The sequence below is a fragment of the Klebsiella sp. CN_Kp091 genome (assembly GCF_040065095.1).
Lineage (GTDB): Bacteria > Pseudomonadota > Gammaproteobacteria > Enterobacterales > Enterobacteriaceae > Klebsiella > Klebsiella aerogenes.
Genome location: NZ_JBEAIO010000005.1, coordinates 41,722 through 67,974 on the forward strand (window position 1 = coordinate 41,722; position 26,253 = coordinate 67,974).

Sequence of the window (26,253 nt, forward strand, 5' to 3'; positions counted from 1 at the left end):
AGGCGCTATTTCGGAGCAATGAGTTCGCGCATCTGGCGCTCAAGCAGGCGTTTACCTTCCTGCGTTTCCAGATGTTCTTCGCGCACCTGGTTGAGCACGCTTGCCACCCGGCGATTGCCCGCACTCTGCAGACGTTGTTCCGCTTTGCGGATCCGCGGAGCCAGTTCGCCGGCCTTAACCACCAGCAGAGTCATATCGCTTTGTGCTGCCAGCAGCAGACTATCCTGCGCCTGGTTGAGCGCCGGAGCGTCGATGATTAGCGTATCGTAAGTCTGATGCAACGTTGTCAGCAGCGCCGGCAGGCGTTCAGAGGTGAGCAACAGCAGCGAAGAGTCGTTGAGTTTGCCGCGTGGCATAAAGTCCAGTTGATCATCCAGTTTGACGACGGACTGCTCCGGCATGCACTCGCCGTTCAGCAATTGACTAAAGCCTTGTTTATGTTGCGGAAATTTGGCCGATAATCCCTGAGTGGCCAGGTAGTCGAGGTCAATCAGCAGCGTTTTACGCGATTTGCTGGCTGAGCAAGCCAGCAGTTCGGCAATAAACGAACTGCCGGAACGGGATTGCACCGAAGTCACCAGGATGGTGGCGGGTTTATCGCGCTGATTGAGCAACGCCAGCCGTAGGCTGTGGATCATATCGGCGTAGAGCACGTTATGGAAAATCTGCTGCGCGTTTTCCAGATGCGTCAGGAGCGGAAATTCGCCGCTGGCCTCGAGGGCGGTTTTCGCTTTGAGCTCGCTGAGGCTATTCACCGTTTTATCCAGCGCGGTACTGACGATCAGGTACATGATATACAGCGCCAGCGCCATCATGGTAATCATCACGATTAACAGGCCGCGCTGGGGTTTAGACGGGCGGTCCGGCGGCACGGCGGCGTCGTAAATGACTTCATCCGGTACCGAGAAGGTCTCCGACAATTTCTGCTCGTTAGCGCGCTGGTACAGCGACTTATAAAGCTCTTCGGTTTTATTCAGCGCGGTGGTCATGGTGTTGTACTGGTCGCGCTTGGCGCCGAGCGCCTGGAAATCGGCCTTCTGATCGTTGAGCATTTTTTGGTAGTGCTGCTCATCGTCGAGGGCGATTTGATACTGCTGGCGCAGGCCGTTAAACAGCTCGCCCAGTACCTGGCCGAGCTGGGCATTCACCGCCTGTAGCTGCGCCTGGGCCTGCAGATATTTCGGATGCTGCGGGCCGTAGTGTTTGGCCGCTTCGGAAAGATTGCGCCGCGTCTGGATGAGCGCAATGCGTAAATCCTGCACCTGCGGATGACCGGAGATTTCCGGCAGCGAGATAATCTGTTCTACCGGTTTACCCTGCTGGCGACGGACCTTGTCCCATACCGTCTGCGCTTTCAGGCGGCGCTGGGTGGCGTCGGCCAGATGGTTAATCACAATCCCCAGCCGCTCGGTCTCATAACCATCCATGCTGCGGAAGGTTAGTAATCCGTTCTGCTTGAGGAAGTTATCGATGTCTGCCTTCTGCTGATCCATTTTGGTTTTCAGGTCGTCCATCATTTTTTCGTTCCAGCCCTGCGCCTGAAGCAAGGTATTTTGCTTCTGCTGCAGGCTGTAATCGATGAATGCCTGGGCGACGCCGTTGGCGATATCGGCGGCTTTCTGCGGTGATTTCGCTTCCATCGACACGGCAACCAGTTGGGTGGTGCGCACGCCGGAAATGGTCAGGCTTTTTTGCAGCGCCTGAATAGCATTATTAATACGCGCGGTTTCGTCGAGATTATCGCCGCCGTTAAATTCGCTATCCTGCTCCAGCTTTAATTTGCGCACCGCGGCATCGAGCACCACTCGTGACCCCATTAACGCATACTTGGTCTCGTAGTAATCGCTGCGCGTGGAGTCGTAGTTTTCCAGCCGCGGTAGGGGAGAGACGTCCTGCGACTGCGCTTTGAACAGCACGGTAGCGGTCGCCGTGTAGCTGGAGGACATAAAGCGCGTCAGAATAAACGATGCCACGGCGGCGACAATCACCACCGCCAGGCACCAGATAAGCTTGTGCTTAATTTTGTTGAAATAAGGCGTGAAGTCGATAAAGCCTTCTTTCTTTTTCGCGTTTTCGACCAGTGAAATTGCCATATCAGAAGAAACTCATGCCAATAATGATGGTATCTCCTGCCTGCACGGCGGAGTCGGCGGCGACATTTTCCAGCAGCCTTCCGCCGCGGGCCTGTCGAATTTGAATATCATGACGGTCGGCGCGGTCGGTGAAACCGCCGGCCAGGGCAATGGCTTTTTCCGCCGTTAAACCCGGCTCCCAGGCATATCCATCCGGTTTTTTCACTTCGCCGAGCAGATAAACTTTGCGGTATTCGGCGATGCTCACCGTGACCATCGGCGCCTGTAGGTAGTTACCGCGCAGTTTATCGGCGATTTCATTACTCACCTGTTCAGGCGTTTTGCCTTTTAACAGCAGCGATCCGATATAGGGGTAATCAATGCTGCCGCTATTATCGATTTTTACCCGCATCGTCAGATCCTGCTCCCCGGAGACTGCAATATTGACTTCATCGCCCTGGTCCAAAAGGTAGACGGCGTCCGGCGGCGTTTTAATGGTCAGCGGCGGCGTCGAACAGCCCGCCAGCAGTAGCGCCAGCAGCGGAAGCATCACCAGTGTCCTGTTTAAAAAGGTCATAGTTGTACCTGCGTCATAAAAATAATGGCCGAATCGTCGTAGCCCAGGGTGCGGTCAACCGCATGCGAGTAGTCCGGGCCAATATAAAAAGTGTCCGTATCTTTATTTGAGTGCATGGTGTTCCATTGCAGCTTCAGCTTAAAGTTAACCGATGGTCGGAAATCATAGTTAAAGGTCAGCGACAGCAGATTAGACTTATCTTTGCGCTTATTGCTCTGATGCTTATAGTCTTCGGTGATATATGAATAATCGACCAGAGTTGAGAAACGATCCACCAGCCAGTGATGTTCATAGCCGACGCCGAAATTTGACACCAGGATATAGCCGCCGGAGTCGGTGGGGTCCTTGATGCGCTGGGAACTGTGTAGGTTAACTTTCATTTGTTCCAGCGGTTTCCAGTCGGCGTTGATATCCCAGTTCAAGCCGTTAAAACCCTGTGAGTCCGGGTTATGGATAAAGTCTTTGTAGAGCCAGGCGACGTTACCGTTAATCTCCGTTTTACCCGACAGGCGATTCTTCATGCCGAACAGCAGGTAATACTCATTGCTGTCTTTTAACGGGTTCAGCTCGTAGCGGCGCTGGTTGGTGATAAAGCTATAGCGATAGCGCAGCGTTTTAGCTTTCTGGTCGAACAGTTCGGCCACCAGGCTGTTTTCATGCCACTCCTGATCGTGCATGTAATAGTTAAAGTCATCGCTGGCGTCTTTGATGCTGTCGAGGTCGCGAAAACGCAACTGTTTATGCAGTAGCGCGACTTCAACTTTACCGCGACCTTCCGGCGCGCCGTAGCTGTAACGAAGCTCGCTATTAAAGAAGCGGGTGCCGATCGGTTTGTTGATGCCAAACTCTTTAAACTGCTCGGGCAAAAAGCCTTCGGTGGTGTCGCGGCCGCGCTCTTCATGACCCAGCGTCTCATCGAGATCCAATGACAGCCCGTGCATGCTGCCAAATCGCCATTTGCCGTTAAACATAAAAAAATGGTTATTGCGATTATCCGCGCTATCGTTGCCATAGTTGCGGTAATCGCCGGAATACATCAACAGGTAGCGGTCTTCATAACGTTCGCCGATGGCTTTGACGATAGGTTTAATATTCTGGTAGCTGGAACCGATTTTATTTTGGTCGTAGCGCTGCCAGGTCACGTTGTCATCGTAACCGATGTCATAACCCAACTGGCTCTCGAAATCGATGCCGGCAACCCCGGTATGCGGTTTTGCCTGCAGGTCGGCGTGTGCGTAAGGCACAGACAGCAAACCGGCCAGAACGGCGAACCTAGAACGCATTTTTGCCAACAAAGCCCCGAAAGAAAGTCAAAAAGACGATTTTGAGATCGAGGAACAGCGACCAGGACTGGATGTAGGCCAGGTCGTACTGAATTCGCTTCTCCATTTTGTCCAGCGTATCGGTCTCGCCGCGGAAGCCGTTAATCTGCGCAAGCCCCGTGATCCCTGGTTTAACCTTATGGCGAATCATGTAGTTCTCCACCAGCACGCGATACTGCTCGTTATGCGCCACCGCGTGCGGGCGCGGACCGACGATCGACATCCGCCCCTGTAGCACGTTGAAAAACTGCGGCAGTTCATCCAGTGAGGTTTTACGCAAAAAAGCGCCGAATTTGGTGATGCGCGGATCGTTGCGGGTCGCCTGAGTGACCACGGCGCTATTTTCCATGACCCGCATGGTCCTGAATTTCCACACTTCTATTTGCTTGCCGTTGAGGCCATAACGATTCTGTTTAAATAAAATTGGCCCCGGCGAGGTGAGCTTGATACCAATCGCCACGAACAGCATCGCCGGCAGGCTAATTAAGGTAAAGAAAGAGCCGAGAATGATATCTTCAATACGCTTGATGATCGCCCCTTCGCCATCAAAAGGCGAAGTGAAGATACTGATAGTCTGCAGATTGCCGAACATGCGCAACTGGGAAATATGCGAGCTGTAAGAGAATAGATCCGGTACCAGGAATACATCGACGGTTGTGTCAGAGAATTCATTAAGAAACTGCTTAATACGCTGCTGCGCAACCATGGGGAGCGCGATGTAAATTTCATCAACGCCGCCTGTTTTCGCCAGAGCCAGCAGATCGCGCGAGTTGCCTTTTCTTTCAATACTCATCAGTCGGCTATCGCGCTGGTTGTTGCGATCTTCAAAATAGCTGATGATGATGCCGCGCTGTGAGTACTCTTTTTGTAAAGCCTGCTCGATGGCCAGGCCCGCAGGCGTAATACCAAGAATCGCCACCCGTAACACCGAGTTAAACAGATAATGCGCGGTGATTGCCCGCACCACAAAGACAATTAAAAATATAAATATCGAACACTTAGCCAAACTGACGGCCAGCGGGATAAAATTAACTACAGATTGTGCGTTAATTAACCACTCGGCAACGACAAAAAATAAAAATGAAACAATACTACTTAGGCATACGCTTAATATAAGTGCGGCTGATTTTGTGAAATAGTGGCCTTTAAATTGTCCGGAATACAGTTGGAAATACTCATTAATTCTTATGAATACTAATGAATAGATAATGCCAACGAGCGCGGAAGCGGTAGAGGGTTCAGTGTAAAAATATTTTAAATAGATAAAAATCAAAATGTTGACGGTGAGGAAATCCAGTAATTTTATCAACTTGCTATAACGGGAGTGATAAATTTTTATATTGTTATCTGCCATTTTTTGCTCGTTTAAAATGAGTTATTTAAACATCGTTATGCTATTTTTTTAAACTAACTGGAAAGCCTGATAATCATTCACATTTGCAATAAATGGTTATCAATCATCATTGTAGACTATGAGTTGGGTAGTGTCGACAAATCTCAGTTTAAAAATAAAACTGTTTTTTAATGTTCTTTATGCGAGTTATTTAAGCGGGAAAGAGGGGGATTAATACCGAAGTATTAATTGTTGTTGAGCGTAAACGTAGAGTGGAATTCAGGGTGAAGGACTAATTGCAGGTGAAACAACCGGAGTCTGGAGAGTGAGAATTCTTAGCCCCCGGCCAACTCAAGATGCTGAGTTGCCGGGGCTCTGAAGAGTACCCGACTTTACTTGTACAGCTCGGCGCTCATCGTCACCTTATTCCCCATATGGGCGCTGGTGATTTTATAATCACTCGCATTCAGTTCTTTCGCTTTTTTTGCAATCACCGCTTCAGCGGAGTCAAGCGTATTACCGGTCGCAGTGACGCTATGCGCGGAAGCGGTAAAGGCAAAAAGTGAAAGTGCGGCTGCGGAAAAAATAGTCGATACGGTTTTCATGTTCATAATCCTGGTAAGTTGTTTCGTTAACGTCGCCCGTTGCAACGTGATGGCGTAAAGGATATGCCCCGCCCGTTGTCTGAAAAAGACGGCAACGGGCAATAGACTTTTCTTCTTTTGTTCATAAAAGGAATGGCCTGGCCATTCCTGGCAACAATCAGGCGCTAAAGTTATTTTTCAATGCCTGCAGGCCGTCGCGATAGATACCGCTGAACAGCGCTTCGGCATCCGCGTCGCTGACGTTAACCGGCGTGAAGCTGCCGGACCACTCGACGCGGGTGATATTGCTATCGGCAGTGGCCACTACCGCGATCGTGGAGAGGTAATCCACAACCGGGAACGGCGCCTGGATTATCGAGTAGCTATAGCTGCGCTGGCGGTTATCAAACGCCTCCAGACGTTCAATGACCGTGCCGCCATCGGAAGTGGTCAGCGTACGCACGCGTCCTCCTTCGCTCACTACGCTTTTCGGGATGAACGGCAGCCAGTCGGGCAGCGAGTCAAAGCCGCCCATCAGTTGCCAGACCTGGTCGACAGAAGCCGGGATTTCGATAGATACAGTAGTATTAGCCATTTTATTTCTCTCTTTATTGCAGATGATTAGAATTACATTGCCAGGGTGTCGACGACGCCGCCATCGACGCGCAGCGCCGCGCCGGTAGTGGCCGACGAGAGCGGCGAGGCGAGATACACCGCCAGGTTCGCCACTTCGTCGACGTCCGCCGCCCGCTGGATAATCGAGCTTGGGCGCGCGGTCTTCACAAATTCATCAGCCTGTTCACGCGGGCTGCGGCCAGACTGCGCGGCGGCCTCCGCCAGCATCTCCTGCAAACCTTCGGTGAAGGTGGGGCCGGGCAGAATGGCGTTAACGGTGACGCCGGTACCGGCCAGACGTTTCGCCAGCCCGTGGGAGACCGCGAGATTGGCGCTTTTGGTCACGCCGTAGTTGATCATGTCGGCAGGAATCGCGACGCCGGATTCCGAGGAGACGAAAATAATGCGTCCCCAGCCGTTGTCGATCATCCCCCGGGCGTAGTGGCGCGACAGCCGCACGCCGGAAAGCACGTTGACGTTATAAAAGTGCATCCACTCGCTATCCGGTACGCTAAAGAAATCTTTATCGTTAAAGATGCCGAGGTTGTTAACCACCACATCGGCATGCGGCTCGGCGGCGAGCAGCGCGCTGACGCCCTCCTCGGTGCTGAGGTCGGCGACCACCCCGCGCAGCTGCGCATCCGGGAGTTCGGCATTAATCGCCGCCATGGCGGTATCAACACCGCGCCGTTGACGGCCGACGATGACTACGGTCGCGCCCGCCTGAGCAAGGCCTTTAGCGATGCCAAGCCCGATGCCGGAAGTGGAGCCGCTCACCACGGCGACTTTATGAGTTAGATCCAGTTTCATGGTGTCTCTCTTGTTTTAAGAGGGGCCCTGTGGCCCCGCTAAAATTAACGAATCGGCAGCGGCGCGTTATCCGCCACCAGATTCTGGCTGCGCATCTCTTCCCAGAAAGCGGCTGGGATGGTTGATTTCAGCGCGGCCAGATCTTCCGCCATACGGCCCGGACGGCTGGAGCCTGGGATCACGGCGGCCACCGCCGGATGAGCCAGGGCAAACTGCAGCGCCGCGGCTTTCACATCCACCTGATGACGGGCGGCAATGGCCTTGATCTGCGCCACCTGCTGGTGGATCGCCGCAGAGGCTTTCTGGTATTCGAAGTGTTCACCGCCGGCGAGAACGCCCGAGCTGTAAGGGCCGCCGACAACGATATCGACATTCTGTTCCAGCGCTTCCGGCATCAGGCGCTGCAGGGCGCGTTTGTGGTCCAGCAGCGAGTAGCGGCCAGCCAGCAGGAACGCATCCGGCTTCGGTTCGTCGAGCGCTAAGGTCAATTCACAAGGTTCGACGCGGTTCACGCCCAGCCCCCATGCCTTAATTACGCCTTCTTCACGCAGGCGGGTCAGCGCGCGGAAGGCGCCGGTACGGGCGATGTTGAACTGCTCCAGCCAGCTGTCGCCGTAGAAATCCTGCGCCGGATCGTGGATCCATACGATGTCGAGATGGTCGGTTTTCAGCCGTTTTAAACTGTCTTCAATAGAACGCAGGGTGGCGTCGGCCGAGTAATCGTTGAGGATTTTGTTTTTCAGGCCGTATTCGAAAAGACCGCCTTTCTCACCGAAATCACGCGTAGCCGGGTCTTCCATTTCATCAAGCATGATGCGGCCGACTTTACTGCTCAGAACGAACTGGTCGCGAGGGTATTGCGAGAGCGCTTCGCCCATCCGGATTTCAGAAAGACCGGACCCGTACAGCGGCGCGGTATCGAAGTAACGAACGCCCAGATCCCAGGCGGCGGCGACGGTGGCGTGCGCCTCGTCTTCCGGGATGTTGCGGAACATGTTACCCAGCGGCGCGCCGCCTAAACCGATGTTGCCTGGTAGAATATGTTTGATGCTCATCTAAGATGTCCTCGATATTGGGTTCCCGTTTTGGGAAGGGTTCTGTGCGGGCGATTTGTGCTGTCGCCCTGTGACGGAGATCACAATACCTTGCGGTGTTATGACTTGATAGGACATAATTCGTCTGACTTAAGTCCTTTGAGGTCTCACATGATTGATTTACGCCAGTTGAAGTACTTTGTGGTGGTAGCGGAAGAGGAGCATGTTGGCCGTGCCGCCGAACGCTTACATATTTCGCAGTCGCCGCTCAGCCGCCAGATAGCCCAGCTGGAGGAGCGCCTTGGGCTCATGCTGTTTGAACGTAACCAGCAGCGTATTCGCCTGACGGCGGACGGGCAGACGTTTTTGGCCGAAACGCGCTCGTTGCTGACCCATGCCAACCGTCTCGAATCATTAGGTAAACGACTGGGGCGCGGCGAAGATGGCGGGTTGTGTATCGGTTATATCGAAAACGCCATGCACTCCGGCGTGCTTTCTACCGCACTGCGCACCCTACGAACGTCTCGCCCGGACGTGCATATCGCGCTGTATAGCCAGCCGCCAGCCACGCAGATTGAGGGCCTGCGCCAGCGCAGTCTGGACTTCTCGCTGGTGGACATGCCGCCTTCGGCGGGCGAACAGGATCTGGAGTATACCCAGGTGCTTGATGACCGGATGCTGCTGGCTTTGCCGCAGAATCATCCGCTGGCCGCTGCGGAAAACTTGCAGCCGGCGCAGCTGGCCGATCAGCAGTGGATCGCGGTTATCCATAACGACGATGCCCATTCGCGCGATGATTTTGTCGCCGCCTGCGTGCGTGCGGGCTTTAATCCGGATATTCGTCTGGAAGCCGGAGAGCCATTAACGGCCCTGGGGCTGGTGGCTGCGGGACTGGGCGTGGCGCTGATCCAGCACAGCCTGCGGCATAACGCCCCTGAGGGGGTCGTGCTGCGGGAAATTCCGTGGATGAGCTATTCGACCCAGCTGTGGGCGGTATGGCACAAAGCTAACCAGCGCCCGCTGGTGATGCACTTTCGCGAAGTGCTACGCGGCGAGAATAATTAGGAATATTCCTGGAATAGGACGTGGCGGCACGAAAATCCGCCGCGATCCCTGCCTGCGCAGCCAATTCATGTTACCGTCAAATATTGACCCTAAAATTATAAGACCTTCATGAAATTTTTATTATCTATCAGTTTATTAAGCTGCTTCCTTTCTCCGGCTTTCGCCGGCACAGCGGTAAAATTATCCTGCTCTTTACGCAAAAACGTGACCATCTCGCGTTTCCATTACCAGCTATCGACCATGAAGTGGGGCGACCATTTCCAGGTCGCTTCCGGCATGCGTCAGGCGCAGACCAAAAATCATATTCCCTATCGGGTAACCAGCTTTCGTAACGGCGACGATCTGGTCTTTTTCCCGGACAGTCAGGAGTACTTTTTCTTCTACTCGGGAATGGCGACGCCGGACCGCTGCGTGGTGGAGGAACACTACGAGTATCCGGTCACGCAGCTGCCGTATTATAAAAAGCCCGCCGCCTGAATCAGGTCTGCTGCGTCTGCAGTTTGCCGGCCATCGCCTGTTGGATAATCGGGATGGGGGTAAGTAAGTGCTCGCGCATGAGCGCGCTGGCTCGCTCGGCGTCGCGCGCCAGGATGGCTTCCAGCAGCGTCTGGTGCTGGACATGTTTATCTTCCAGCATTTCTACCGACAGCACGGTGGTGCGTAGCCAGATGAAGCGGTAACGCGCCGCCAGATCGAACAGCCGTTCGCGCATCTGCAGTAAATACTGCGAACCACAGCCGGCGACAATGGCGGTATGAAACGCCTGATGGCGCTGATCCCATTCATCGAGTAAGCGCTCACTGGCTTCGCTGGATTCCAGCTTATTAAGCAGATGCGCGCGGGCCAGCAGCTCGGCTTCCCACTCATCGCCACCGCGCTCAATGGCGAGGCGCACCAGCATGGCTTCCATATTGGCGCGGGCATCGAAGATATCGAGGAGTTCCGCCTCGGACATCGAGGCGACGCGATAGCCTTTTTGGTTGACCACCGTCACCAGCCGCTCGGCCACCAGCTGCGAGAGCGCTTCCCGCAGCGGCCCGACGCCAAGCTCATAGCGCGACGTCAGCAGGCTCATACGCAGTTTTTCATCAGGCTGATAAACGCCGCGGATGATGTCGTTCTTCAACCAGCGGTATCCATCAATGGCCGTCGCTTGGGGAATGGCGGTCATAGTCTTGCTCCTGAATACATTTCCCGGCTTGCGCCGGGAACAGGGTTAACGCGTATTTTGTAGCGGCAGTTTTTGCCACAATAGCAGCTTTTTCCAGCGCGACATAATCGGCACCGTGCAGATGATAGCGATCGCCAGCGCGCCGGTGGAAATGACCTCCAGCTGCTGCGCCGGACGGAACAGCATCACCACCAGTACGAAGGTGATAAAGGCGATAACCAGCCAGGTGAGCCACGGATAGAGCCACATCTTAAGGCGAATTTCACCGCCTTTCGCCAGCAGGATTTTGCGCATCCGCAACTGAGATACGGCAATGACCAGATAGACCAGCAGGGCGATGGCGCCGGAGCTATCGATGAGGAATTTAAAGACTTTCGCCGGGGCATAGTAGTTCACCACCACCGTTAAGAAGGCCGCGCCGGTGGAGAGCAGCACCGCCACATACGGCGTTTTACTGCGGTTGGTTTTGCCCATTATAGCTGGCGCATCGCCGCGGCGGCTCAGGGAATAGAGCATTCGCGAAGCGGTATACAGCGCCGAGTTCAGGCAACTGGTCACCGACAGCAGGATCACGCCGTCCATAATCAGCTTGGCGTAGGGGATATGCAGTAACTCCAGTACCGAACGGTATGAACCGACGTTCTTCAGCCCCGGCATGTTCCACGGGATCAGCGAGACGACCACGAAAATGGAGCACAGATAGAAGATAGAGATGCGCCAGATAACGGAATTTGTGGCGCGAACAATATGTTTATCCGGCGTATCCGATTCGGCGGCGGCAATGGTGACTATCTCCGCGCCCATAAATGAGAACATGGTAATGAGCATCGCGCTGAGCACCGCGCCGAAGCCGTTAGGCATAAAGCCGCCGTGATCCCACAGGCGCGAAATCCCGCTCACTTCGGCATAGGGATAGAAGCCGGTGATGGCCACCGCGCCCAGCACGATAAAGGCCAGAATGGCGATAACCTTACAGATAGCCAGCCAGAACTCGAATTCGCCGTAGTTCTTGACGCTCAGCAGATTACTGCCGGTGAGGGCGAGGGTGATGACCAGCGAGAATAGCCATACCGGTACGCCGGGGATCCATGAGTTGAGAATAATGGCGGCGATATTGGCTTCCAGGGGGATAACCAGGACCCAAAACCACCAGTACAGCCAGCCGATGGTATAACCCGCCCAGCGGCCGATCGCTTTGTCGGCGTAGGTCGAAAAGGAGCCCGTATCCGGGGTGGCGACGGCCATTTCGGCCAGCATACGCATAATCATCACCACCAATAGCCCGGCGAACAGGTAGGAGAGCAGCACCGCCGGGCCCGCTTCGGCAATGGCGACGCTGGAACCGACAAACAAACTTGCGCCGATAACGCCGGCAATAGATAACATGGTGACGTGGCGTGATTTCAGCCCGCCCCCTAAATCATGTGATTGCGACAGTTGCCCCATCATTAACCCCTTTTATTGTTTTTTGGCGCCGTTTGCCGGATGGCGGTTGCGCCCAATCCGGCCGACAGGCAACCGGACGGGGCGCATGAGCGTCGCCATCCGGTGCAGGAGTGTTAGCCTTGTTTAGCTTCGTTAAAACAGTCGGCGATAATCTTCAGTCCCTGCGCGATCTGCGCATCTTCGATAGTCAGCGGCACCAGAATACGCAGCACGTTGTAGTACGGCCCGCAGGAGAGCAGGATCAGGCCTTTATCGCGCGCGCGGGCGACGATATCCGCCGTCAGTTTGGCGTTGGGTTTGCTGTGATCGCCCTCTTCAAAGAGTTCAATGGCGATCATCGCCCCCAGGCCGCGGACGTCGCCGATTTCGCGATGCGTTTCGGCGATATTGAGCAGGCCTTTACGCAGCTTGTCGCCGAGCTGATTGGCTTTTTCCAACAGATTTTCCTGTTCGAAAACCTTGAGTACCGCCAGCGCGGCGGCGCAGGCAATCGGGTTGCCGGCATAGGTGCCGCCCAATCCGCCCGGCGCGATGGCGTCCATGACTTCCGCCCGTCCGGTGACGCCCGCCAGCGGGAAACCGCCGGCGATGGATTTGGCAAAGGTGGTGATATCCGGCGCCACGCCCATCTGCTCCATCGCGAACAGCGTGCCGGTACGGCCCGCGCCGCTCTGGACTTCATCGGCGATCAGCATGATGCCGTGCTCGTCACACAGCGCGCGCAGGCGCTGCATAAAGGCCGGGGAGGCGGCGTAGAAACCGCCTTCGCCCTGGACGGGTTCAATGACGATAGCGGCGATATCTTCCGGCGCGGCGTCATTTTTGAAGATGCGATGGATGCTGGCGATCGCGTCATCATCGCTGATGCCGTGCAGCGCGCACGGATAGAGCGCGCGATAGACGTGGCCCGGCATTAGCCCCATGCCCGCGGAGTAAGGGTTCACTTTACCGGTTAACGACAGCGTGTAATGGGTGCGGCCATGATAGGCACCGGTAAAGGCGATAGTGCCGCTACGCCCGGTCGCCGCGCGGGCGATTTTGACCGCGTTTTCCACCGCTTCCGAACCGGTGGTCACCAGCAGGGTTTTCTTGGCGAAATCGCCGGGCACTTTCTGGTTCATCATTTCGCAAAGCTGCAGGTAGGGCTCGTAGGCCAGGACCTGGAAGCAGGTGTGGGTCAGCTTCTTCAGCTGGCCTTCCACCGCGGCGATCACCTCAGGATGCAGGTGGCCGGTATTTAACACCGCGATACCGCCGGCGAAATCGAGATATTCACGGCCTTCAACGTCCCATACCCGGCAGTTCTCCGCACGGTCGGCAAAGATAGGGTGAATCTGTCCGACGCCGCGCGGCACCGCGTCGCTACGGCGCTGCATTAACGCTTTATTGCTGGTCATGTCCTGCTCTCCTGTTAAAGGCCGATACACATATATTTGATTTCTAAATAATCTTCGATGCCGTACTTCGAACCTTCGCGGCCCAGACCGGAGGCTTTAATGCCGCCGAACGGCGCGACTTCGTTGGAGATAATGCCGGTATTGATGCCAACGATGCCGTACTCCAGCGCTTCGCCGACGCGGAAGACGCGGCTCAGGTCGCGGGCGTAGAAATAGGCGGCGAGGCCGAATTCGGTATCGTTGGCCTGGGCAATCACATCGGCTTCATCTTTAAAGCGGAACAGCGGCGCCAGCGGGCCGAAGGTCTCTTCTTTCGCCACTTTGGCGCTGCTCGGGACGTTGACCAGAATGGTGGGCTGGAAGAAGTTGCCGCCCAGCGCGTGTGGTTTGCCGCCGGTGACGATGCGTGCGCCTTTCGCAAGGGCGTCGGCAATATGTTCTTCGACCTTAGCTACCGCTTTATCATCGATCAGCGGGCCGGTGGTGACGCCGTCCTGCAGGCCGTCGCCGATATGCAGTTTTTCCACCGCCTGCTGCAGTTTTTCAGCGAAACGGTCATAGACGCCGTCCTGCACATACAGTCGGTTGGCGCAGACGCAGGTCTGCCCGGCGTTGCGGAACTTCGACGCCAGCGCCCCTTCGACGGCTTTATCGAGGTCGGCGTCGTCAAAGACGATAAACGGCGCGTTGCCGCCGAGTTCTAACGACACTTTTTTGATGTCTTTCGCACACTGCTCCATCAGCTGGCGGCCAATTTCGGTCGAGCCGGTGAAGGAGAGCTTGCGTACCAGCGGGTTGCTGGTCAGTTCGTTGCCGACGGCCCCGGCGGAACCGGTGACCACGTTAAATACCCCGGCGGGAATACCGGCGCGATTCGCCAGTTCGGCCAGCGCCAGCGCGGAAAACGGCGTCTGGCTCGCCGGTTTCAGGACCATGGTACAGCCGGCGGCCAGCGCCGGGCCCGCTTTACGGGTGATCATCGCCGCCGGGAAGTTCCACGGGGTGATGGCGGCGGTAACGCCGATGGGCTGCTTGATGACAATCAGGCGCTTGTCGGCCTGATGACCGGGAATGGTATCGCCGTAAATGCGCTTACCTTCTTCGGCGAACCACTCAATAAAGGAGGCGGCGTAGCTGATTTCGCCTTTGGCTTCCGCCAGCGGTTTCCCCTGTTCGAGGGTCATCAGGCGGGCGAGATCGTCCTGGTTCTCCATCATCAGATCGAACCAGCGGCGCAGAAGCGTGGCGCGCTCTTTGGCGGTCAGGGCACGCCAGGCTGGCAGGGCGCGGTTGGCGGCTTCAATCGCTTCGCGGGTTTCGTCGGCGCCCATTTTCGGCACGCTACCCAGCTGCTGGCCGTTGGCGGGGTTGGTCACCGCAATCACGTCGCCGTTTTGCGCATCGCGCCACTGGCCATCAATTAGCGCCTGCTGGCGAAACAGAGTTGCATCTTTAAGTTGCATAATCGCTTCCTGTCTTAAGGGGTTAACGAGTAAAAGCGGCGTGTAGTGTCTCCACGCTACGTGCCGCACGCAGCGTGCGTCCGGGATTGCTCTGGCTTGCCAGCAGGGTTTGCACCTTGCTGACGATGTGCGCGCCGATCGGGATAGCCGATGTGGCCGCCGGCGACGGCGCGTTACAGGTGTGGATGGAACGCGCGGTAGTGACAAAGAGGAAATCGTCGATCAGCTTGCCCTGCGGCGATACCGCCTGTGCCCGCACGCCGGCAGGCCACGGGCGCAAATCGCTTAATGTCAGGCTGGGGCAGTATTTCTGCACCAGCCGCAGATAGCCGCTTCTGCACAGCGAATTCTTCATTTCGCCAAGCCCGGAGCGCAGGTTGTTTTGCAGTACCCGGCGAATGCCGGGCGAGGTCAGGATCTCAAGGGTATCGGTCAGCGAGATATCGCGCTTGCGATAGCCTTCGCGCTTCAGCGCCAGCACCGCGTTAGGGCCGACGGTAACGCTACCGTCGATCATACGGGTCAGGTGGACGCCGAGGAACGGCATCGCCGGATCGGGGATCGGATAGATCAGATGATTGACGATCTGGTTGTGCTGCGGCGCCAGTTGGAAATATTCGCCGCGGAACGGGCAGATGATAAAGCCGGGATCGACGCCGATCATTTTCACCAGCCGATCGGCCATCAGCCCGGAGCAGGTAATCAGCGTCGATGCCTCATATTCGCCGCCCTGGCGGGTGTGGACTACCACGCCGCTGGCGTGCTCTTTCAGGGCGCTGACTTCGGCGTCGTAGACGATCGTTCCACCTTTGGATTCGAAGATCTTCGCCATTGCCGCCGCTACTTCACGATAGCTGACAATGCCGCTCGAAGGAACGAAGATCCCGCCCAGTCCGCTGATGTTCGGCTCGCGTTCGCGCAGCTCGCTCGCGCTCAGCCATTCGCGTTGCAGGCCGTTAGCGGCGGTGCGATCCCACAGCGCGCGCATCCGCTCCATCTCCAGCGGCGAGGTGGCAACCAGCATCTTGCCGCAGACGTCGTAGCGAATCGCATTCTGCTCGCAAAAGGCTTTGGTGGCGCGGTTGCCGGCGAGGCAAAACTGCGCCTTGAGGCTGCCGGGAGTATAGTAAACGCCGGCGTGGATCACCCCGCTGTTGTGGCCAGTCTGATGGCAGGCCGGACCGGACTCTTTTTCCAGCAGGGCAATGCGGGCGTCCGGGTAAATCTCAATTAACTGCATGGCGGTCGACATGCCGATAATGCCGCCGCCGATAATCACGAAATCATACATCCGCTCAATTCCTTCGCCTGAGAACCCTTATTGATGAGTCTGGTAATGATTCGTGGAATACGCAAAGTAGCCGCGCTGGCGCATCAGTTCGCGACGAAGATCGGGGTGCGGCGTAAAGCGGTCGCGACCGTGCAGCCAGAAAAGATTGTTTATCAACAGGAATTTACCCACCGGCACCGGTACGGAAAGAATGTTTTTACTGGTTTCCAGCGCGTCAGAAAGGCGGCTCAGCCAGGTGCCTTCTTCGAAATCTTTCGGCTGCACAAACTGGTCGATATAGCGCATTACCGGGCGACCCTGCTGGTCGACGTCGAAAACCGGATGGAAGACGTCTTTGCTGACGTTTTTGCTCGGCGGCGCGGCCCAGCGCATTGGACGGCGGGCCAGCGGATCGCGGAAGAATTCGTCGAGATGTTCCCAGTCATCGAGATGCAGCAGCAGTGAATTGCCGCCCTGCATATTCTGTTCATCGATCTTCATCATCAGCACGTAGTCGGTAATTTCTTCGACATAGGTACCGTCATTGTGCAGTTCCATCACGCGGTGCGGCTGGCGCAGGTAGCTATCTGAGTTATCGACGTTTTTCACCACGAAGCGGGCGTAATACTGGCCGCTCATGGCATCAAAGTTGGAACGGCCGATCAAATGCGCCACGGCGGTAGCCAGTTTGACCATTTCATCGGCCTGAGAGACGTTGTCAATGCCGATACCGTTGATCAGCAGAGCGCCCTCCGCGCGATTGAGCAGTGTATTGATCAGCAGCGGCTGCAGCTGGTTGCCGCACAGATCGTCGAGGATCTTGCCGACCTGAAAGCGCAAAAAGGATTTGTATTCCAGCGCCTGCACTGGCCACTGCGCGACTTGTTGCAAAAATTGCGCGGTCGTTTCGGCGGTGAACGTTAGCTCCAGCAGACGCGGCGATTGCGCAGAGGGAGCGAAGGAAAAACCGGTGTAGCTGTGGGCCAAATCATCAGCATGAGGTTTTACGGCGGTCAGTGCATTCATCAGAATCATTCCTCGGGTAGAGTCAGAGAGTCGGGGTGATGCTCATTTCGTAGCCATAAATTAAAAATATCTACATTTTTGAAAAATGCGTATGAAATAGCCATATTGTTTAATTTTTGTGATCGCTAGCAACAATAAGTTAACAATATGAAAGACGAGGCCAGACGAGGTGGGAAAAGAAAAATGCCTGAAAATGAATAAGTTGAAGATAGGACGGACAGCCCGGATAGCGGGGGAGTGGATATCCGGGGAAAAGCGGGGTTATTTTTCGACGCTGGCCACTAAGGCTTCAATGGTTTGTTCCCGCCAGAGGAGCCCCTGCAGGGCAAACCACGGCATGTTTTCCAGCCACTGAAGATGAGCTTCGGTTTCAATACCTTCGACGATCACCTGATACTGATTCGCCTGAAAATAGTGCAGGAGTGAGTCCATCAACTGCTGGCCGTTTTTCTTTTCCAGCAGGCTCCATAACAGGTTCTTGTCGGTCTTGATAAAACGAAAGGGTTGCGCCGTCAGGGCGGCGAACCCGGCGTAACCGGCGCCAAAATCATCGAGCCAGAAGGAGTATTTGTCCGTCAGGGCGTCGATGGTCGGGGTGCGTTTCACCAGCGTGTTGGAAAATTCATTAACCTCAAAATGCAGGCAGCCGATGGTTTTCACGCACTCGGCGATAAAATCATCATGCAGCATATGCAGCGTCGACTCGTCGACGTTGAGGGTAACCATGACTTCGTTGTGGCGGAACCACTGCTGATGCTGCCTGACTAGCTCAATCTGTTCGAGCAGGATGCGGGCGCGCAGTGATTCCGATGCCTCACTGAAAAACCGTTCTATTTCTTGCGGACTAGCAGGCTCGTGATGAGCAAACCGGGTCAAACATTCAACCGCAATCATTTTCCCTTCGCGGTTGAACATCGGCTGAAATACATAGCGTAACCCGGTCGGTTCGGTGTTGGTCAGCGGCATTTTGCTTCACTATTTAAAGGTAACGTCGATATTGGCCGTCGCATTAAAGGTGCCGATTTTTGGCTTAACGCTTAGCCATTTCAGGCTGGCCAGGAAGTTGCTTTCTACCACGCTGCCGTTAATCATGCCCAACTGCGTCGGGGTATTCATGGAAAGCCAGGTTGTCGGCGCATCTGCGCGCGAGAGCAGGATGCCAAAACCGCTATCGTTAGATGGCAGAATGGTATTGGTGTCCTGGGTCGGCTGCTGGGTGCTGAAGCTGGCCATTAAGGTCTGCCCCTGGCAATCCTGGCCAGCGCCGGTCAGGTCGGCGCGGACGCTGAACGGAACCTGTTTCTCAATGGCGCCGACGACGGCATTGCGCGCCGGGATGCTGCCGAAGTTTACCGTTGAACCATTGTTCGCCGAGACGGTGATTTTCGGGTTGCAGGCGATAAAGCGGATGTTGCCAAGCCCGGTGACCCACGCGCGGAAGTTACTATTCGGGCGGCTGTTGAGGCCGCCAACGCCGTCAACCTGGAAGATAGCGTAGCGGTTGGTGTCGTTAATCACGCCGTTTGACGGCGGCGGATTACCGGTGGCTTTAATATAAACCGAGTAGGTCACCGTGACGGTCTGCGGGGTCGCCGGAGACTGGCATGCACCGCCGGGACGGTTGCGGCGGCAGACCGTACCGGGACCGATGTCGGTTTTCTGACCTTTTGCAGGTTTAATATCGGAACTCAGATAGGTTACGCCGACTTCCAGCGAGTTGTGGATATTCTGCATCCGGGTTTCCGGATCCCAGTACAGATACGCATTTTCGCCGTTGGGCATATGATCCGTATCGGTACAGGTGAAGGTGGAGGTAAACGTCGGCGAACGCCACAGCAGGGCGCCCGGCTTCAGGTTAGCGGTCGAAACGTTAATCTGATCGGTGAGCGCGATGGTCTGCGATACTTCGGTACCGTTCTTCTTACAGCTCAGCGCGAAGCTGCTGGTGGAGAACAGCGCGCTTGAGAGTACCAGCAGCGTCAGCCCGGTGCGGGATAAGAGGTTAAACTTCGACATAACTAATTGTCCTTTCATGTTATTTACAGGTCAGGGAGACGACCTGATAACCACCGGGTTGATCGGCTTGAATAGCAGGTAACTCTGGCACCGTCAGGCTGCAGGAGGCGTCGGCATCGTCGCCCCATTTCATCTGCAGACGGTCGCCGCTCTGAACGCCGGAAACGTACGCTTCACCGCGGGTACCGACTACGCCGACATGTTCGCCGTTCTGACCGAAGATATTGGCGCCAATCACCGGCACGCTGCCGTCCGCCAGTTTGGCGTGGATAAGCAGGCTCTGGCCGAGATGCGTTTCAAAGGTCACGCGGCCGATGGCGCGCTCGGTCGGCACGATATCTTTCGCCGCCAGCGGAATTTCCAGGCCGTTGCCGATATCCGAAGTACGCAGCGCGACGCGGTTGTGGCGATACGGCATCGCAGAAGTGAGCACCGCGTAGCCGAAGCGGTCAATCGCTACTCCAGGCTGGTTTTCCAGGCGCACGCCCTGCGCCCCTTTCGCTTTCACCACCACGAAGGTGTTCTGCAGCGGCTGCGACAGGGTGACGCCGCCGGAGTGCGCGACCACGCCGCCGGAGACGTTCAGCGAAGTCTGCTGATAGTTGTTGTTGTAGCTGTAGCCCAGATCGACGTTACCCATGCTGCCCAGATAACCCAGGTTGACCAGGCTGGTATCGCCGCCGTGCTGGGTGTGACCGCTCTGCACGAAGTAATTCATGCGGTTGTCATCAAGCAGCGTACCGCTCATCCCGGCGCTGTAGCCGCTACCGCTCTGCTTGCTGTTAGAGGCGTTAAAGTTAACCGTGCTTTCATGGTCCGGGCCAAAGATGTTGATTGGCACCGACACGTTCAGGTTAACGCTGTTGTCGCTATAGCCGTAGTTACTGCGGCTGTTCTGGTAAAACACGCCGACGCTGACGCGATTCCAGGTAGTGTTGAAACCGGTCTGGATGGTGCGGTCGTAAGCGGAAGTGTTCCAGTAGTTCTGACGAATAAAGGTCGCGTACAGCGAAGCGCCGGCAATGTGCTGGTTGACCGTCATCTCGACGCGCTGGCGTTTGTTGTTGTATTGCTGCGAGTCGTAGTAACGACGGCGCTGGTTTTGCGTCGCCCAATCCGGCGCGCCGGTTTTATCGTCGCTCTGATCGTAATACTGGGTGTGGTAGAAACCGTTCTGCCAGTTGTTACGTTCAGCTACCGCATCGGAGAAGTCATAGAAGCCCGACGTCGAATAACGGTAGCCGGCGATCTGTACGTCGGTACCGAGAGTGTTGAGCGATTTGGAATAGAGGAAGCGTACGCTGGCGCCGCGCTTGTTCTCGCCGGAAGCCAGATCGGTATCAGACCATGAGGCGTCAACGGAGGCCGCTCCGTACTCGCCCATGTTTTTACCCAACCCGACCACGCCGGAGCGATAGTGCTCGGCCATGATAATCCCGCCATATGGCGTATAGTCGGAGCCGGCGCCATGCGCGACGGTGCCCTGGATAAATTGCGGCTGATAATTATTGGTGCCGTCGTGGTATTTACCCGCGGTCACCTGGTACTCCCAGATCCCGTCGCGCAGCATATTCGGTACGGAGGAGTAAGGCAGGGTGAAGCTATGGCGTGAGCCATCCGCCTCGATAACCGTTACGGCTAAGTCGCCGCTGAGGGTGCTTGGCGAAATATCGGTCAGCGCGAACGGTCCCGGCGGCACCACGGTGCTGTATACGGTATAGCCGTTCTGGCGCACTTCGACGCGGGCGTTGGTGTTGGCGACGCCGCGTACGACCGGCGCGTAGCCACGACGGCTGTCCGGCAGCATTTCCGGAACGCTGGAAATCTGCGCGCCGCGGAACTGGAAGCTGTCGAACACGTTATTATTGGTGTTGCTTTGGCCAATCTGAATACGGCTGCGCCACGAGGCGATATCGGTTTCCGCCCAGGTGGAAATCGGGTTCCACTGCTCTTTTTGCCCGGTCTGTTTTGACAGGGAGGAGGTATTGCGAAAACGCCACGCGCCGACGTTAAGGCCGTTATTGAGGCTCAGGAAGTAGTAGTCGCTGTCCTGTTTGCCGCTGCCGCTGGAAAAACGGGAGTGGCTGCCGCTGAAAGCGTAGTTAACGAAACCGGCGTTAATACCGTCGTCATAGACCAGCGGCGAAATCTCGCCCTGTGGTCGCGCTTCGAGTTCAGTTTGCGGTACGGAGATGTTCAGCTCCTGCAGCGCGGCGTTCCAGCTCACGCTACTGCCTGGAATATTTTTTACCAGATCGTAGCAGGCGCTGCTGCCGGCGGTATCTGGCACCAGAACGCCGTATGAACGGTAGCTGTCGGCATCTAAACAGAAATAGCCCGGGGTGTTAGGCGTATCTTTTTTAAATTCTATTTCCCGGTGATCGACGCGATTTTTATTCAGGTAAATATCGAAGGCATATTTACCTGGTAAAATATCGTCGCCGGTAGAGAGGTTTTGCACCAGCGAGGCGTTATTCGCCCCGCGGATGAAAGAGGTATTGAATTGCTCTTCGGCATTGACAAATGGTGTCGCCAGTAATGACATTGTCGAGGCGTAAACAGCAAAGCGAACGTGCTGCGCCAGACATCCAGGGATCGTCCTTATTTTATTATGGCTAGCCATTGTATTGCTCTCTTACTGAATGCGGATATCTTTAATTTCCGTATGTCCGCCAAAATCATTGATAAAAGTGAATGACATCTGATCCGCTGCCGCCGCGCCGGCTGGCAATTTGATGTTCAGAGAGTCCATGGGGTTAACCATGTCAGCATTCACTTTCCAGGTCTTCGCGCCGCTCTTCAGCGTCAGTACGCCGAAAGTCACGTGCAGCGGACCTTTGTTAGTCACGACCAGCTCGTTACCCTGCTTGCGCCAGGTCAGGGCCTGGGCTTCCTTTTGCAAAGTGGTCTTCAGCGTGGTAGGGCGGTAGAACAGCTTCACGCGGGTGCGGATCGCAATCTGCAGTACGTTTTCTTGTTTCGCCGAAGGCGGAATTTCCTGCACGTTAATCCAGTACACGGATTCGCGGTCGGTCGGTAATCCGCTGCCGGAATAAACAAAGCGCAAAATAGCGTCTTTATTGCCCGCCAGTTTTAAAATCGGCGGAATAGCCTGCATCGGTAAATTGGTTGGCGTTGCGGTGGCGTCACCGGTATCAAGCCAGGTCTGAACCATCCATGTTTCATCGGTATCATTATGAATGGATAACGCCGCAGATTTTTCCCCGCCGTTATAAATAACCCGAGTCTGATCGACCTGAATACCCGCAAAAGTATCCAGCGAGACAAATAACAATAAAGCGGTTAATAACTTTTTCATTTCACGTTCCAAATAATGTTACCAGCCATCCATGGCCAAAACGTCTACCCTAAAACGGGATTATCCGTATTATTTGTATTCGATGGTGAAGGTGGCGTTTGCGTTAGCAGAACCAGCAGTCACATCCTTCAGGAAGGATTTGTAACGAGCTTTCAGGTTGAATACCGCAGTGCCGCTGTTGTCGTCAGACGCTGCAACGTTAACCCACGGGGAGTTGTCGTCTGCGCTCTGGTTGATTGGGACGATTTTTTCGTCGTTGGTCAGGATTTCGATACCTACGCCGCCAGCGTTATCAACGGACAGCAGGTTCGGGTTACCGGCAACGGTCGCACCGTCGAAGCGCAGGGAGTAATCACCGGCTTCACATTTTTCCAGGTTGATGGTGAACGCTTTAGAAGCGGTAACATCGCCAACAGCGTTGAACGCGGTAGTCGGGTATTTACCGATGAAAACGTCTTTGTTCTGGTCGGTAGAAGTCACAGTACAGGTTGACTGGATGATTTCACCGGTGAAGTTGACCTTGCCGTTAACTGCGTAAGCACTGGTGGCGGACGCGGACAGGATCAGTGCTACAACAGGCAGTAATTTCTTATTCATTTTAACTCCATGTACTTAAGGGGATAACCATAGTGGTAATCAAACACGGCAAGCGAATACCGTGCAGATGGGTATCCAGATAACCTATGTTGGCGTGTTGATCGCGATGAAATATACAGCAACAGTTTTCGCGTTTTGATTGCTTCGGCGACTTAATTACAGAAAATTAATAGACATAAACGATGCACTTGATCGGACTTATCTGATAACGGCAACCATAATAATTTTATGGTCAGCGGCTGGCTGGAGAGAGTTTTGCGGGAAAGGAAATTAATTAACTTATTGTTTTTAGTTTGTTTTATTGTTTTTGTTTCTCAGGAGGTAAACGTTTATGCGCTGTGCCGGGCAAATTAAAAACGCTGATTAATCCATCGCTATGCATAATGTGTAAGCGTTATTTCCAAATGTTTCCTGTTACCTTCGGGAGCGCCTACTGATGGCGGATTACTCCGCCGAATTAACCCCCTTTTAAGGCCTCCGCCAGCCAGCGGGAAAAATGCAGCATCGCGGGCGTTTCCGTGCGTGATTGCAAACGCGTCAGCCAGTAGTTGCCGAGATCGATATGAATCTTAAACGGCTGCACAATGCGTTTTTCTTCCAGCAGATGGCTGAACATTTTTACCGGGGCGATGGCTACGCCTAAGCCTGCCTGCGCCGCCTCCAGCATGGTCACTGATGAGTCGAAGACAATAACCCGATGGGTTGGCGAAGGCGGCAATTCTCCCGCTGCCTGCATCCACGCCGACCATTCGTCGCGGCGATAAGAGCGGAGCAGCGTGAACTGTAAAATATCCTTCGGTGTATTTAGCCGGGCAGCTAACGACGGAGCGCACAGCGCGGAGAGCGGGGCGGCGCACAGATACTGCGCGGCGGTATCGTGCCAGGCGCCGCCGCCGAAGCGAATCACATAATCCAGCCCCTCGGCGGCGGGATCGACGCGATTATTATGGGTGGAGATCTGCAAATCGATATGCGGACACTCGCGCCAGAAGGCTGGCAGCAACGGGAACAGCAGGCCCGTAGCGAAAGTGCCGACTACGCCGATCTTGAGCTTCTCCTGCGCCTGGTGACCGGTAAAACGGTCGAGCATCCCGGCAATCCTTTCAAACGACTCATTGAGTACCGGTAACAGGCCTTCTCCTTCGGTGGTGAGCTTGAGGCCGCGCGACACGCGAACGAACAGCTGGCAGTTAAGATGTTCCTCCAGCGTCTTCACATGCTGGCTGATAGCGGAGTGGGTGACGTTAAGCTCAATCGCCGCGCGGGTAAAACTGAGATGCCGGGCGGCCGCTTCAAACGCCCGCAGTGAATTGAGAGGAAGATAGCTGCGCGTCATAACATTATCCGTTAGAAAAACTAAAGCCTGCTGCTAAATTTAACAGTTTGTCAGCGCAGTGCAAAACACCGACACTGAGCGCGTCTGAAGGGCCCGGACGAGAGTGGATATTGAGCGAGAACCGATAATGGAAAAATACTTCATGATGAAAAAATCCCTTACAGGCGTACTGCTGCTGGGCGCCTCATTTTCGACGTTTGCCGCGCCGCAAACGGCGGAGCAGCTGCGCGAACTGGTCAATCAGACCATCACGCCGTTAATGAAAGAACAGGCGATACCGGGTATGGCGGTGGCGGTGATCTATCACGGCAAACCCTACTATTTCACCTGGGGCCAGGCCGATGTTGCCGGGCAGCGTCCGGTGACGCGACAGACGTTGTTTGAGCTGGGCTCTGTTAGTAAGACTTTCACCGGCGTGCTGGGCGGCGATGCGGTGGCGCGCGGTGAAATTAAGCTCAGCGATCCGGCGCAGAAGTACTGGCCGCAGTTGACCGGCAAGCAGTGGCAGGGGATTTCGCTGCTGCATCTCGCCACCTATACCGCAGGCGGTCTGCCGCTGCAGGTTCCGGACGAGGTGACGGATGAAGCGGCATTACTGCGTTACTATCAGAACTGGCAGCCGCAGTGGGCGCCGGGGAGTAAGCGGCTGTACGCCAATGCCAGCATTGGCCTGTTTGGCGCGCTGGCGGTGAAACCTTCCGGTATGAGCTTTGAACAGGCGATGACTCAGCGCGTATTGCAGCCGTTAACACTGAGCCACACCTGGATTAACGTACCGCCCGCCCAGAGCAAAGATTACGCCTGGGGTTATCGCGACGGTAAAGCGGTACATGTTTCGCCGGGGCAACTGGACGCTGAGGCTTACGGCGTGAAGTCGAGCATTGAGGATATGGCGCACTGGGTGCTGGCGAATATGAACCACGAGGCGGTGCAGGATAAAAATCTGCGGCAGGGGATCCAGCTGGCGCAGTCGCGCTACTGGCGGGCTGGGGAGATGTATCAGGGTCTCGGCTGGGAGATGCTGAACTGGCCGGTGTCGGCCGAGGTGCTGATTAACGGCAGCGATAATAAGGTAGCGCTTGCCGCGACGCCGGTAACGGCAGTCAATCCGCCCGCGCCGCCGGTGAAGGCCGCCTGGGTACATAAAACCGGCTCCACCGGCGGATTCGGCAGCTACGTGGCCTTTATCCCGCAACAGGATCTCGGCATCGTGATGTTGGCGAATAAAAGCTACCCCAACCCGGAGCGGGTGAAGGCGGCGTATCATATTCTTGAGGCGCTGCAGTAAGGACGGTCGCGCTGCGCTTAGCGGGGCCAAGGTGGCGCTAACTGGTAGATACTGTTATCGGTTTGCAACCTTTTAGCTTGAGAAAAGCGTTTATCTCGTTTCGCTCCAGAGTATCTTGCGCTCCCGGTTAATTTTTCTGCAACATGTTTTCCGTGGCGCAGGGAGCGCACAGGGGGCGGCCAGTCGCCGCCGCCCCCTGTACCCCCGGGCTTTGGCCGCCAAAATCGCCACTTCGTGGTTCCTTCGACTTATCCCGGCAGGCTTCGGGTCGGGCCGAGGCTGCGTCCCTGCAAATCACGGCCCTCAGCCCGCATCCATGCGGGCTGTCCCGGCCTTCCGGTAACGTCTCAGCGATTTTGAGGCCACCAACACCGGCAGTTTCAGTCAGCATGGTGAATAAATCAAAGGCAGGCCGCGCGGACCGTAGGCCGGATAAGGCGCAGCCGCCATCCGGCGTACAGGCGGCTCCCTACCTGTGCCCATGCCCGGCGGCGCTGCTTGCGCGGGCCTAC

23 protein-coding genes are annotated in these 26,253 nt (G+C 55.6%); 3 read left to right on the plus strand and 20 right to left on the minus strand.

Annotated features, from left to right (window positions below):
* Positions 1-5: 5 nt before the first annotated feature.
* The 8 genes from ABLV17_RS04750 to ABLV17_RS04785 all read right to left on the minus strand — a co-directional run bounded on the left by ABLV17_RS04750 (position 6) and on the right by ABLV17_RS04785 (position 8,368).
* Positions 6-2,093 (minus strand): polysaccharide biosynthesis tyrosine autokinase, encoded by a 2,088-nt coding sequence (locus tag ABLV17_RS04750; protein WP_271031972.1) that lies wholly within the window; start codon positions 2,091-2,093, stop codon positions 6-8.
* 1 nt (position 2,094) lies between these two features.
* Positions 2,095-2,649, minus strand: coding sequence for a polysaccharide biosynthesis/export family protein (locus ABLV17_RS04755; protein WP_348854096.1), 555 nt, complete (start codon positions 2,647-2,649; stop codon positions 2,095-2,097).
* Positions 2,646-3,932 (minus strand): outer membrane beta-barrel protein, encoded by a 1,287-nt coding sequence (locus ABLV17_RS04760; protein ID WP_213317720.1) that lies wholly within the window; start codon positions 3,930-3,932, stop codon positions 2,646-2,648. Before ABLV17_RS04760 ends, ABLV17_RS04755 begins: the two co-directional genes overlap by 4 nt.
* The gene (locus tag ABLV17_RS04765) at positions 3,922-5,325 is read right to left on the minus strand and encodes an undecaprenyl-phosphate glucose phosphotransferase (RefSeq protein ID WP_087859120.1); all 1,404 of its coding nucleotides are present in this window, start codon (positions 5,323-5,325) and stop codon (positions 3,922-3,924) included. The genes ABLV17_RS04760 and ABLV17_RS04765 overlap by 11 nt, the downstream gene beginning before the upstream one ends.
* 371 nt (positions 5,326-5,696) lie before the next feature.
* The gene (locus ABLV17_RS04770; protein WP_087859121.1) at positions 5,697-5,909 is read right to left on the minus strand and encodes a DUF1471 domain-containing protein; all 213 of its coding nucleotides are present in this window, start codon (positions 5,907-5,909) and stop codon (positions 5,697-5,699) included.
* 157 nt (positions 5,910-6,066) lie between these two features.
* Positions 6,067-6,483 (minus strand): SRPBCC family protein, encoded by a 417-nt coding sequence (locus tag ABLV17_RS04775; RefSeq protein ID WP_045391102.1) that lies wholly within the window; start codon positions 6,481-6,483, stop codon positions 6,067-6,069.
* A gap of 32 nt (positions 6,484-6,515) precedes the next feature.
* Positions 6,516-7,313: an SDR family oxidoreductase gene (locus ABLV17_RS04780; RefSeq protein ID WP_045391099.1), complete on the minus strand. Its 798-nt coding sequence runs from the start codon at positions 7,311-7,313 to the stop codon at positions 6,516-6,518.
* A gap of 44 nt (positions 7,314-7,357) precedes the next feature.
* Complete coding sequence (locus tag ABLV17_RS04785; protein WP_348854097.1) at positions 7,358-8,368, minus strand: aldo/keto reductase; 1,011 nt, start codon at positions 8,366-8,368, stop codon at positions 7,358-7,360.
* Positions 8,369-8,518: 150 nt separating this feature from the next.
* Between ABLV17_RS04785 and ABLV17_RS04790 the strand changes: the two genes are divergently transcribed.
* Positions 8,519-9,412 (plus strand): LysR substrate-binding domain-containing protein, encoded by an 894-nt coding sequence (locus tag ABLV17_RS04790; protein WP_015368059.1) that lies wholly within the window; start codon positions 8,519-8,521, stop codon positions 9,410-9,412.
* A gap of 108 nt (positions 9,413-9,520) precedes the next feature.
* The gene (locus ABLV17_RS04795) at positions 9,521-9,889 is read left to right on the plus strand and encodes a hypothetical protein (protein ID WP_228302482.1); all 369 of its coding nucleotides are present in this window, start codon (positions 9,521-9,523) and stop codon (positions 9,887-9,889) included.
* Position 9,890: 1 nt separating this feature from the next.
* Here ABLV17_RS04795 and csiR read toward each other — a convergent pair whose 3' ends face one another.
* The 12 genes from csiR to ampR form a co-directional block, all read right to left on the minus strand.
* Positions 9,891-10,583, minus strand: a complete 693-nt coding sequence (gene csiR / locus ABLV17_RS04800; protein ID WP_087859126.1) for a DNA-binding transcriptional regulator CsiR — start codon at positions 10,581-10,583, stop codon at positions 9,891-9,893.
* 45 nt (positions 10,584-10,628) lie between these two features.
* Positions 10,629-12,029, minus strand: a complete 1,401-nt coding sequence (gabP, locus tag ABLV17_RS04805) for a GABA permease (protein WP_015704496.1) — start codon at positions 12,027-12,029, stop codon at positions 10,629-10,631.
* 113 nt (positions 12,030-12,142) lie between these two features.
* On the minus strand, positions 12,143-13,426 hold the full coding sequence (gabT, locus tag ABLV17_RS04810; protein ID WP_015368062.1) for a 4-aminobutyrate--2-oxoglutarate transaminase: 1,284 nt from the start codon (positions 13,424-13,426) through the stop codon (positions 12,143-12,145).
* 14 nt (positions 13,427-13,440) lie between these two features.
* A complete protein-coding gene (gene gabD, locus ABLV17_RS04815; protein ID WP_113374944.1) occupies positions 13,441-14,889 on the minus strand; it encodes an NADP-dependent succinate-semialdehyde dehydrogenase in 1,449 nt (482 codons plus the stop codon).
* Between the two features lie 22 nt (positions 14,890-14,911).
* Positions 14,912-16,180: an L-2-hydroxyglutarate oxidase gene (gene lhgO / locus ABLV17_RS04820; protein WP_015704497.1), complete on the minus strand. Its 1,269-nt coding sequence runs from the start codon at positions 16,178-16,180 to the stop codon at positions 14,912-14,914.
* Positions 16,181-16,207: 27 nt separating this feature from the next.
* On the minus strand, positions 16,208-17,185 hold the full coding sequence (glaH, locus tag ABLV17_RS04825) for a glutarate dioxygenase GlaH (RefSeq protein ID WP_045380863.1): 978 nt from the start codon (positions 17,183-17,185) through the stop codon (positions 16,208-16,210).
* Between the two features lie 261 nt (positions 17,186-17,446).
* Complete coding sequence (locus ABLV17_RS04830; RefSeq protein WP_045391073.1) at positions 17,447-18,151, minus strand: EAL domain-containing protein; 705 nt, start codon at positions 18,149-18,151, stop codon at positions 17,447-17,449.
* 9 nt (positions 18,152-18,160) lie between these two features.
* A complete protein-coding gene (locus ABLV17_RS04835; protein ID WP_348854098.1) occupies positions 18,161-19,201 on the minus strand; it encodes a fimbrial protein in 1,041 nt (346 codons plus the stop codon).
* Positions 19,202-19,220: 19 nt separating this feature from the next.
* A complete protein-coding gene (locus ABLV17_RS04840; protein WP_087859130.1) occupies positions 19,221-21,746 on the minus strand; it encodes a fimbria/pilus outer membrane usher protein in 2,526 nt (841 codons plus the stop codon).
* 90 nt (positions 21,747-21,836) lie between these two features.
* Positions 21,837-22,520 carry a molecular chaperone gene (locus ABLV17_RS04845; RefSeq protein ID WP_045391067.1) on the minus strand — a complete coding sequence of 228 codons (684 nt, stop codon included), beginning with the start codon at positions 22,518-22,520 and terminating at the stop codon, positions 21,837-21,839.
* Positions 22,521-22,589: 69 nt separating this feature from the next.
* Positions 22,590-23,117 (minus strand): fimbrial protein, encoded by a 528-nt coding sequence (locus ABLV17_RS04850; RefSeq protein ID WP_087859131.1) that lies wholly within the window; start codon positions 23,115-23,117, stop codon positions 22,590-22,592.
* Positions 23,118-23,574: 457 nt separating this feature from the next.
* Positions 23,575-24,453, minus strand: coding sequence for a LysR family transcriptional regulator AmpR (ampR, locus tag ABLV17_RS04855; protein ID WP_348854099.1), 879 nt, complete (start codon positions 24,451-24,453; stop codon positions 23,575-23,577).
* 142 nt (positions 24,454-24,595) lie between these two features.
* Between ampR and ampC the strand changes: the two genes are divergently transcribed.
* The gene (gene ampC / locus ABLV17_RS04860; protein WP_348854100.1) at positions 24,596-25,741 is read left to right on the plus strand and encodes a CMY2-MIR-ACT-EC family cephalosporin-hydrolyzing class C beta-lactamase; all 1,146 of its coding nucleotides are present in this window, start codon (positions 24,596-24,598) and stop codon (positions 25,739-25,741) included.
* Positions 25,742-26,253 lie beyond the last annotated feature (512 nt).

Excerpts from the sequence above, each read along its gene's own strand:
- ABLV17_RS04750 (WP_271031972.1), bottom strand. The coding sequence starts at position 2,093 with ATGGCAATTTCACTGGTCGAAAACGCGAAAAAGAAAGAAGGCTTTATC.
- ABLV17_RS04755 (WP_348854096.1), bottom strand. The coding sequence starts at position 2,649 with ATGACCTTTTTAAACAGGACACTGGTGATGCTTCCGCTGCTGGCGCTA.
- ABLV17_RS04760 (WP_213317720.1), bottom strand. The coding sequence starts at position 3,932 with ATGCGTTCTAGGTTCGCCGTTCTGGCCGGTTTGCTGTCTGTGCCTTAC.
- ABLV17_RS04765 (WP_087859120.1), bottom strand. The coding sequence starts at position 5,325 with ATGGCAGATAACAATATAAAAATTTATCACTCCCGTTATAGCAAGTTG.
- ABLV17_RS04770 (WP_087859121.1), bottom strand. The coding sequence starts at position 5,909 with ATGAAAACCGTATCGACTATTTTTTCCGCAGCCGCACTTTCACTTTTT.
- ABLV17_RS04775 (WP_045391102.1), bottom strand. The coding sequence starts at position 6,483 with ATGGCTAATACTACTGTATCTATCGAAATCCCGGCTTCTGTCGACCAG.
- ABLV17_RS04780 (WP_045391099.1), bottom strand. The coding sequence starts at position 7,313 with ATGAAACTGGATCTAACTCATAAAGTCGCCGTGGTGAGCGGCTCCACT.
- ABLV17_RS04785 (WP_348854097.1), bottom strand. The coding sequence starts at position 8,368 with ATGAGCATCAAACATATTCTACCAGGCAACATCGGTTTAGGCGGCGCG.
- ABLV17_RS04790 (WP_015368059.1), top strand. The coding sequence starts at position 8,519 with ATGATTGATTTACGCCAGTTGAAGTACTTTGTGGTGGTAGCGGAAGAG.
- ABLV17_RS04795 (WP_228302482.1), top strand. The coding sequence starts at position 9,521 with ATGAAATTTTTATTATCTATCAGTTTATTAAGCTGCTTCCTTTCTCCG.
- csiR (WP_087859126.1), bottom strand. The coding sequence starts at position 10,583 with ATGACCGCCATTCCCCAAGCGACGGCCATTGATGGATACCGCTGGTTG.
- gabP (WP_015704496.1), bottom strand. The coding sequence starts at position 12,029 with ATGGGGCAACTGTCGCAATCACATGATTTAGGGGGCGGGCTGAAATCA.
- gabT (WP_015368062.1), bottom strand. The coding sequence starts at position 13,426 with ATGACCAGCAATAAAGCGTTAATGCAGCGCCGTAGCGACGCGGTGCCG.
- gabD (WP_113374944.1), bottom strand. The coding sequence starts at position 14,889 with ATGCAACTTAAAGATGCAACTCTGTTTCGCCAGCAGGCGCTAATTGAT.
- lhgO (WP_015704497.1), bottom strand. The coding sequence starts at position 16,180 with ATGTATGATTTCGTGATTATCGGCGGCGGCATTATCGGCATGTCGACC.
- glaH (WP_045380863.1), bottom strand. The coding sequence starts at position 17,185 with ATGAATGCACTGACCGCCGTAAAACCTCATGCTGATGATTTGGCCCAC.
- ABLV17_RS04830 (WP_045391073.1), bottom strand. The coding sequence starts at position 18,151 with ATGCCGCTGACCAACACCGAACCGACCGGGTTACGCTATGTATTTCAG.
- ABLV17_RS04835 (WP_348854098.1), bottom strand. The coding sequence starts at position 19,201 with ATGTCGAAGTTTAACCTCTTATCCCGCACCGGGCTGACGCTGCTGGTA.
- ABLV17_RS04840 (WP_087859130.1), bottom strand. The coding sequence starts at position 21,746 with ATGTCATTACTGGCGACACCATTTGTCAATGCCGAAGAGCAATTCAAT.
- ABLV17_RS04845 (WP_045391067.1), bottom strand. The coding sequence starts at position 22,520 with ATGAAAAAGTTATTAACCGCTTTATTGTTATTTGTCTCGCTGGATACT.
- ABLV17_RS04850 (WP_087859131.1), bottom strand. The coding sequence starts at position 23,117 with ATGAATAAGAAATTACTGCCTGTTGTAGCACTGATCCTGTCCGCGTCC.
- ampR (WP_348854099.1), bottom strand. The coding sequence starts at position 24,453 with ATGACGCGCAGCTATCTTCCTCTCAATTCACTGCGGGCGTTTGAAGCG.
- ampC (WP_348854100.1), top strand. The coding sequence starts at position 24,596 with ATGATGAAAAAATCCCTTACAGGCGTACTGCTGCTGGGCGCCTCATTT.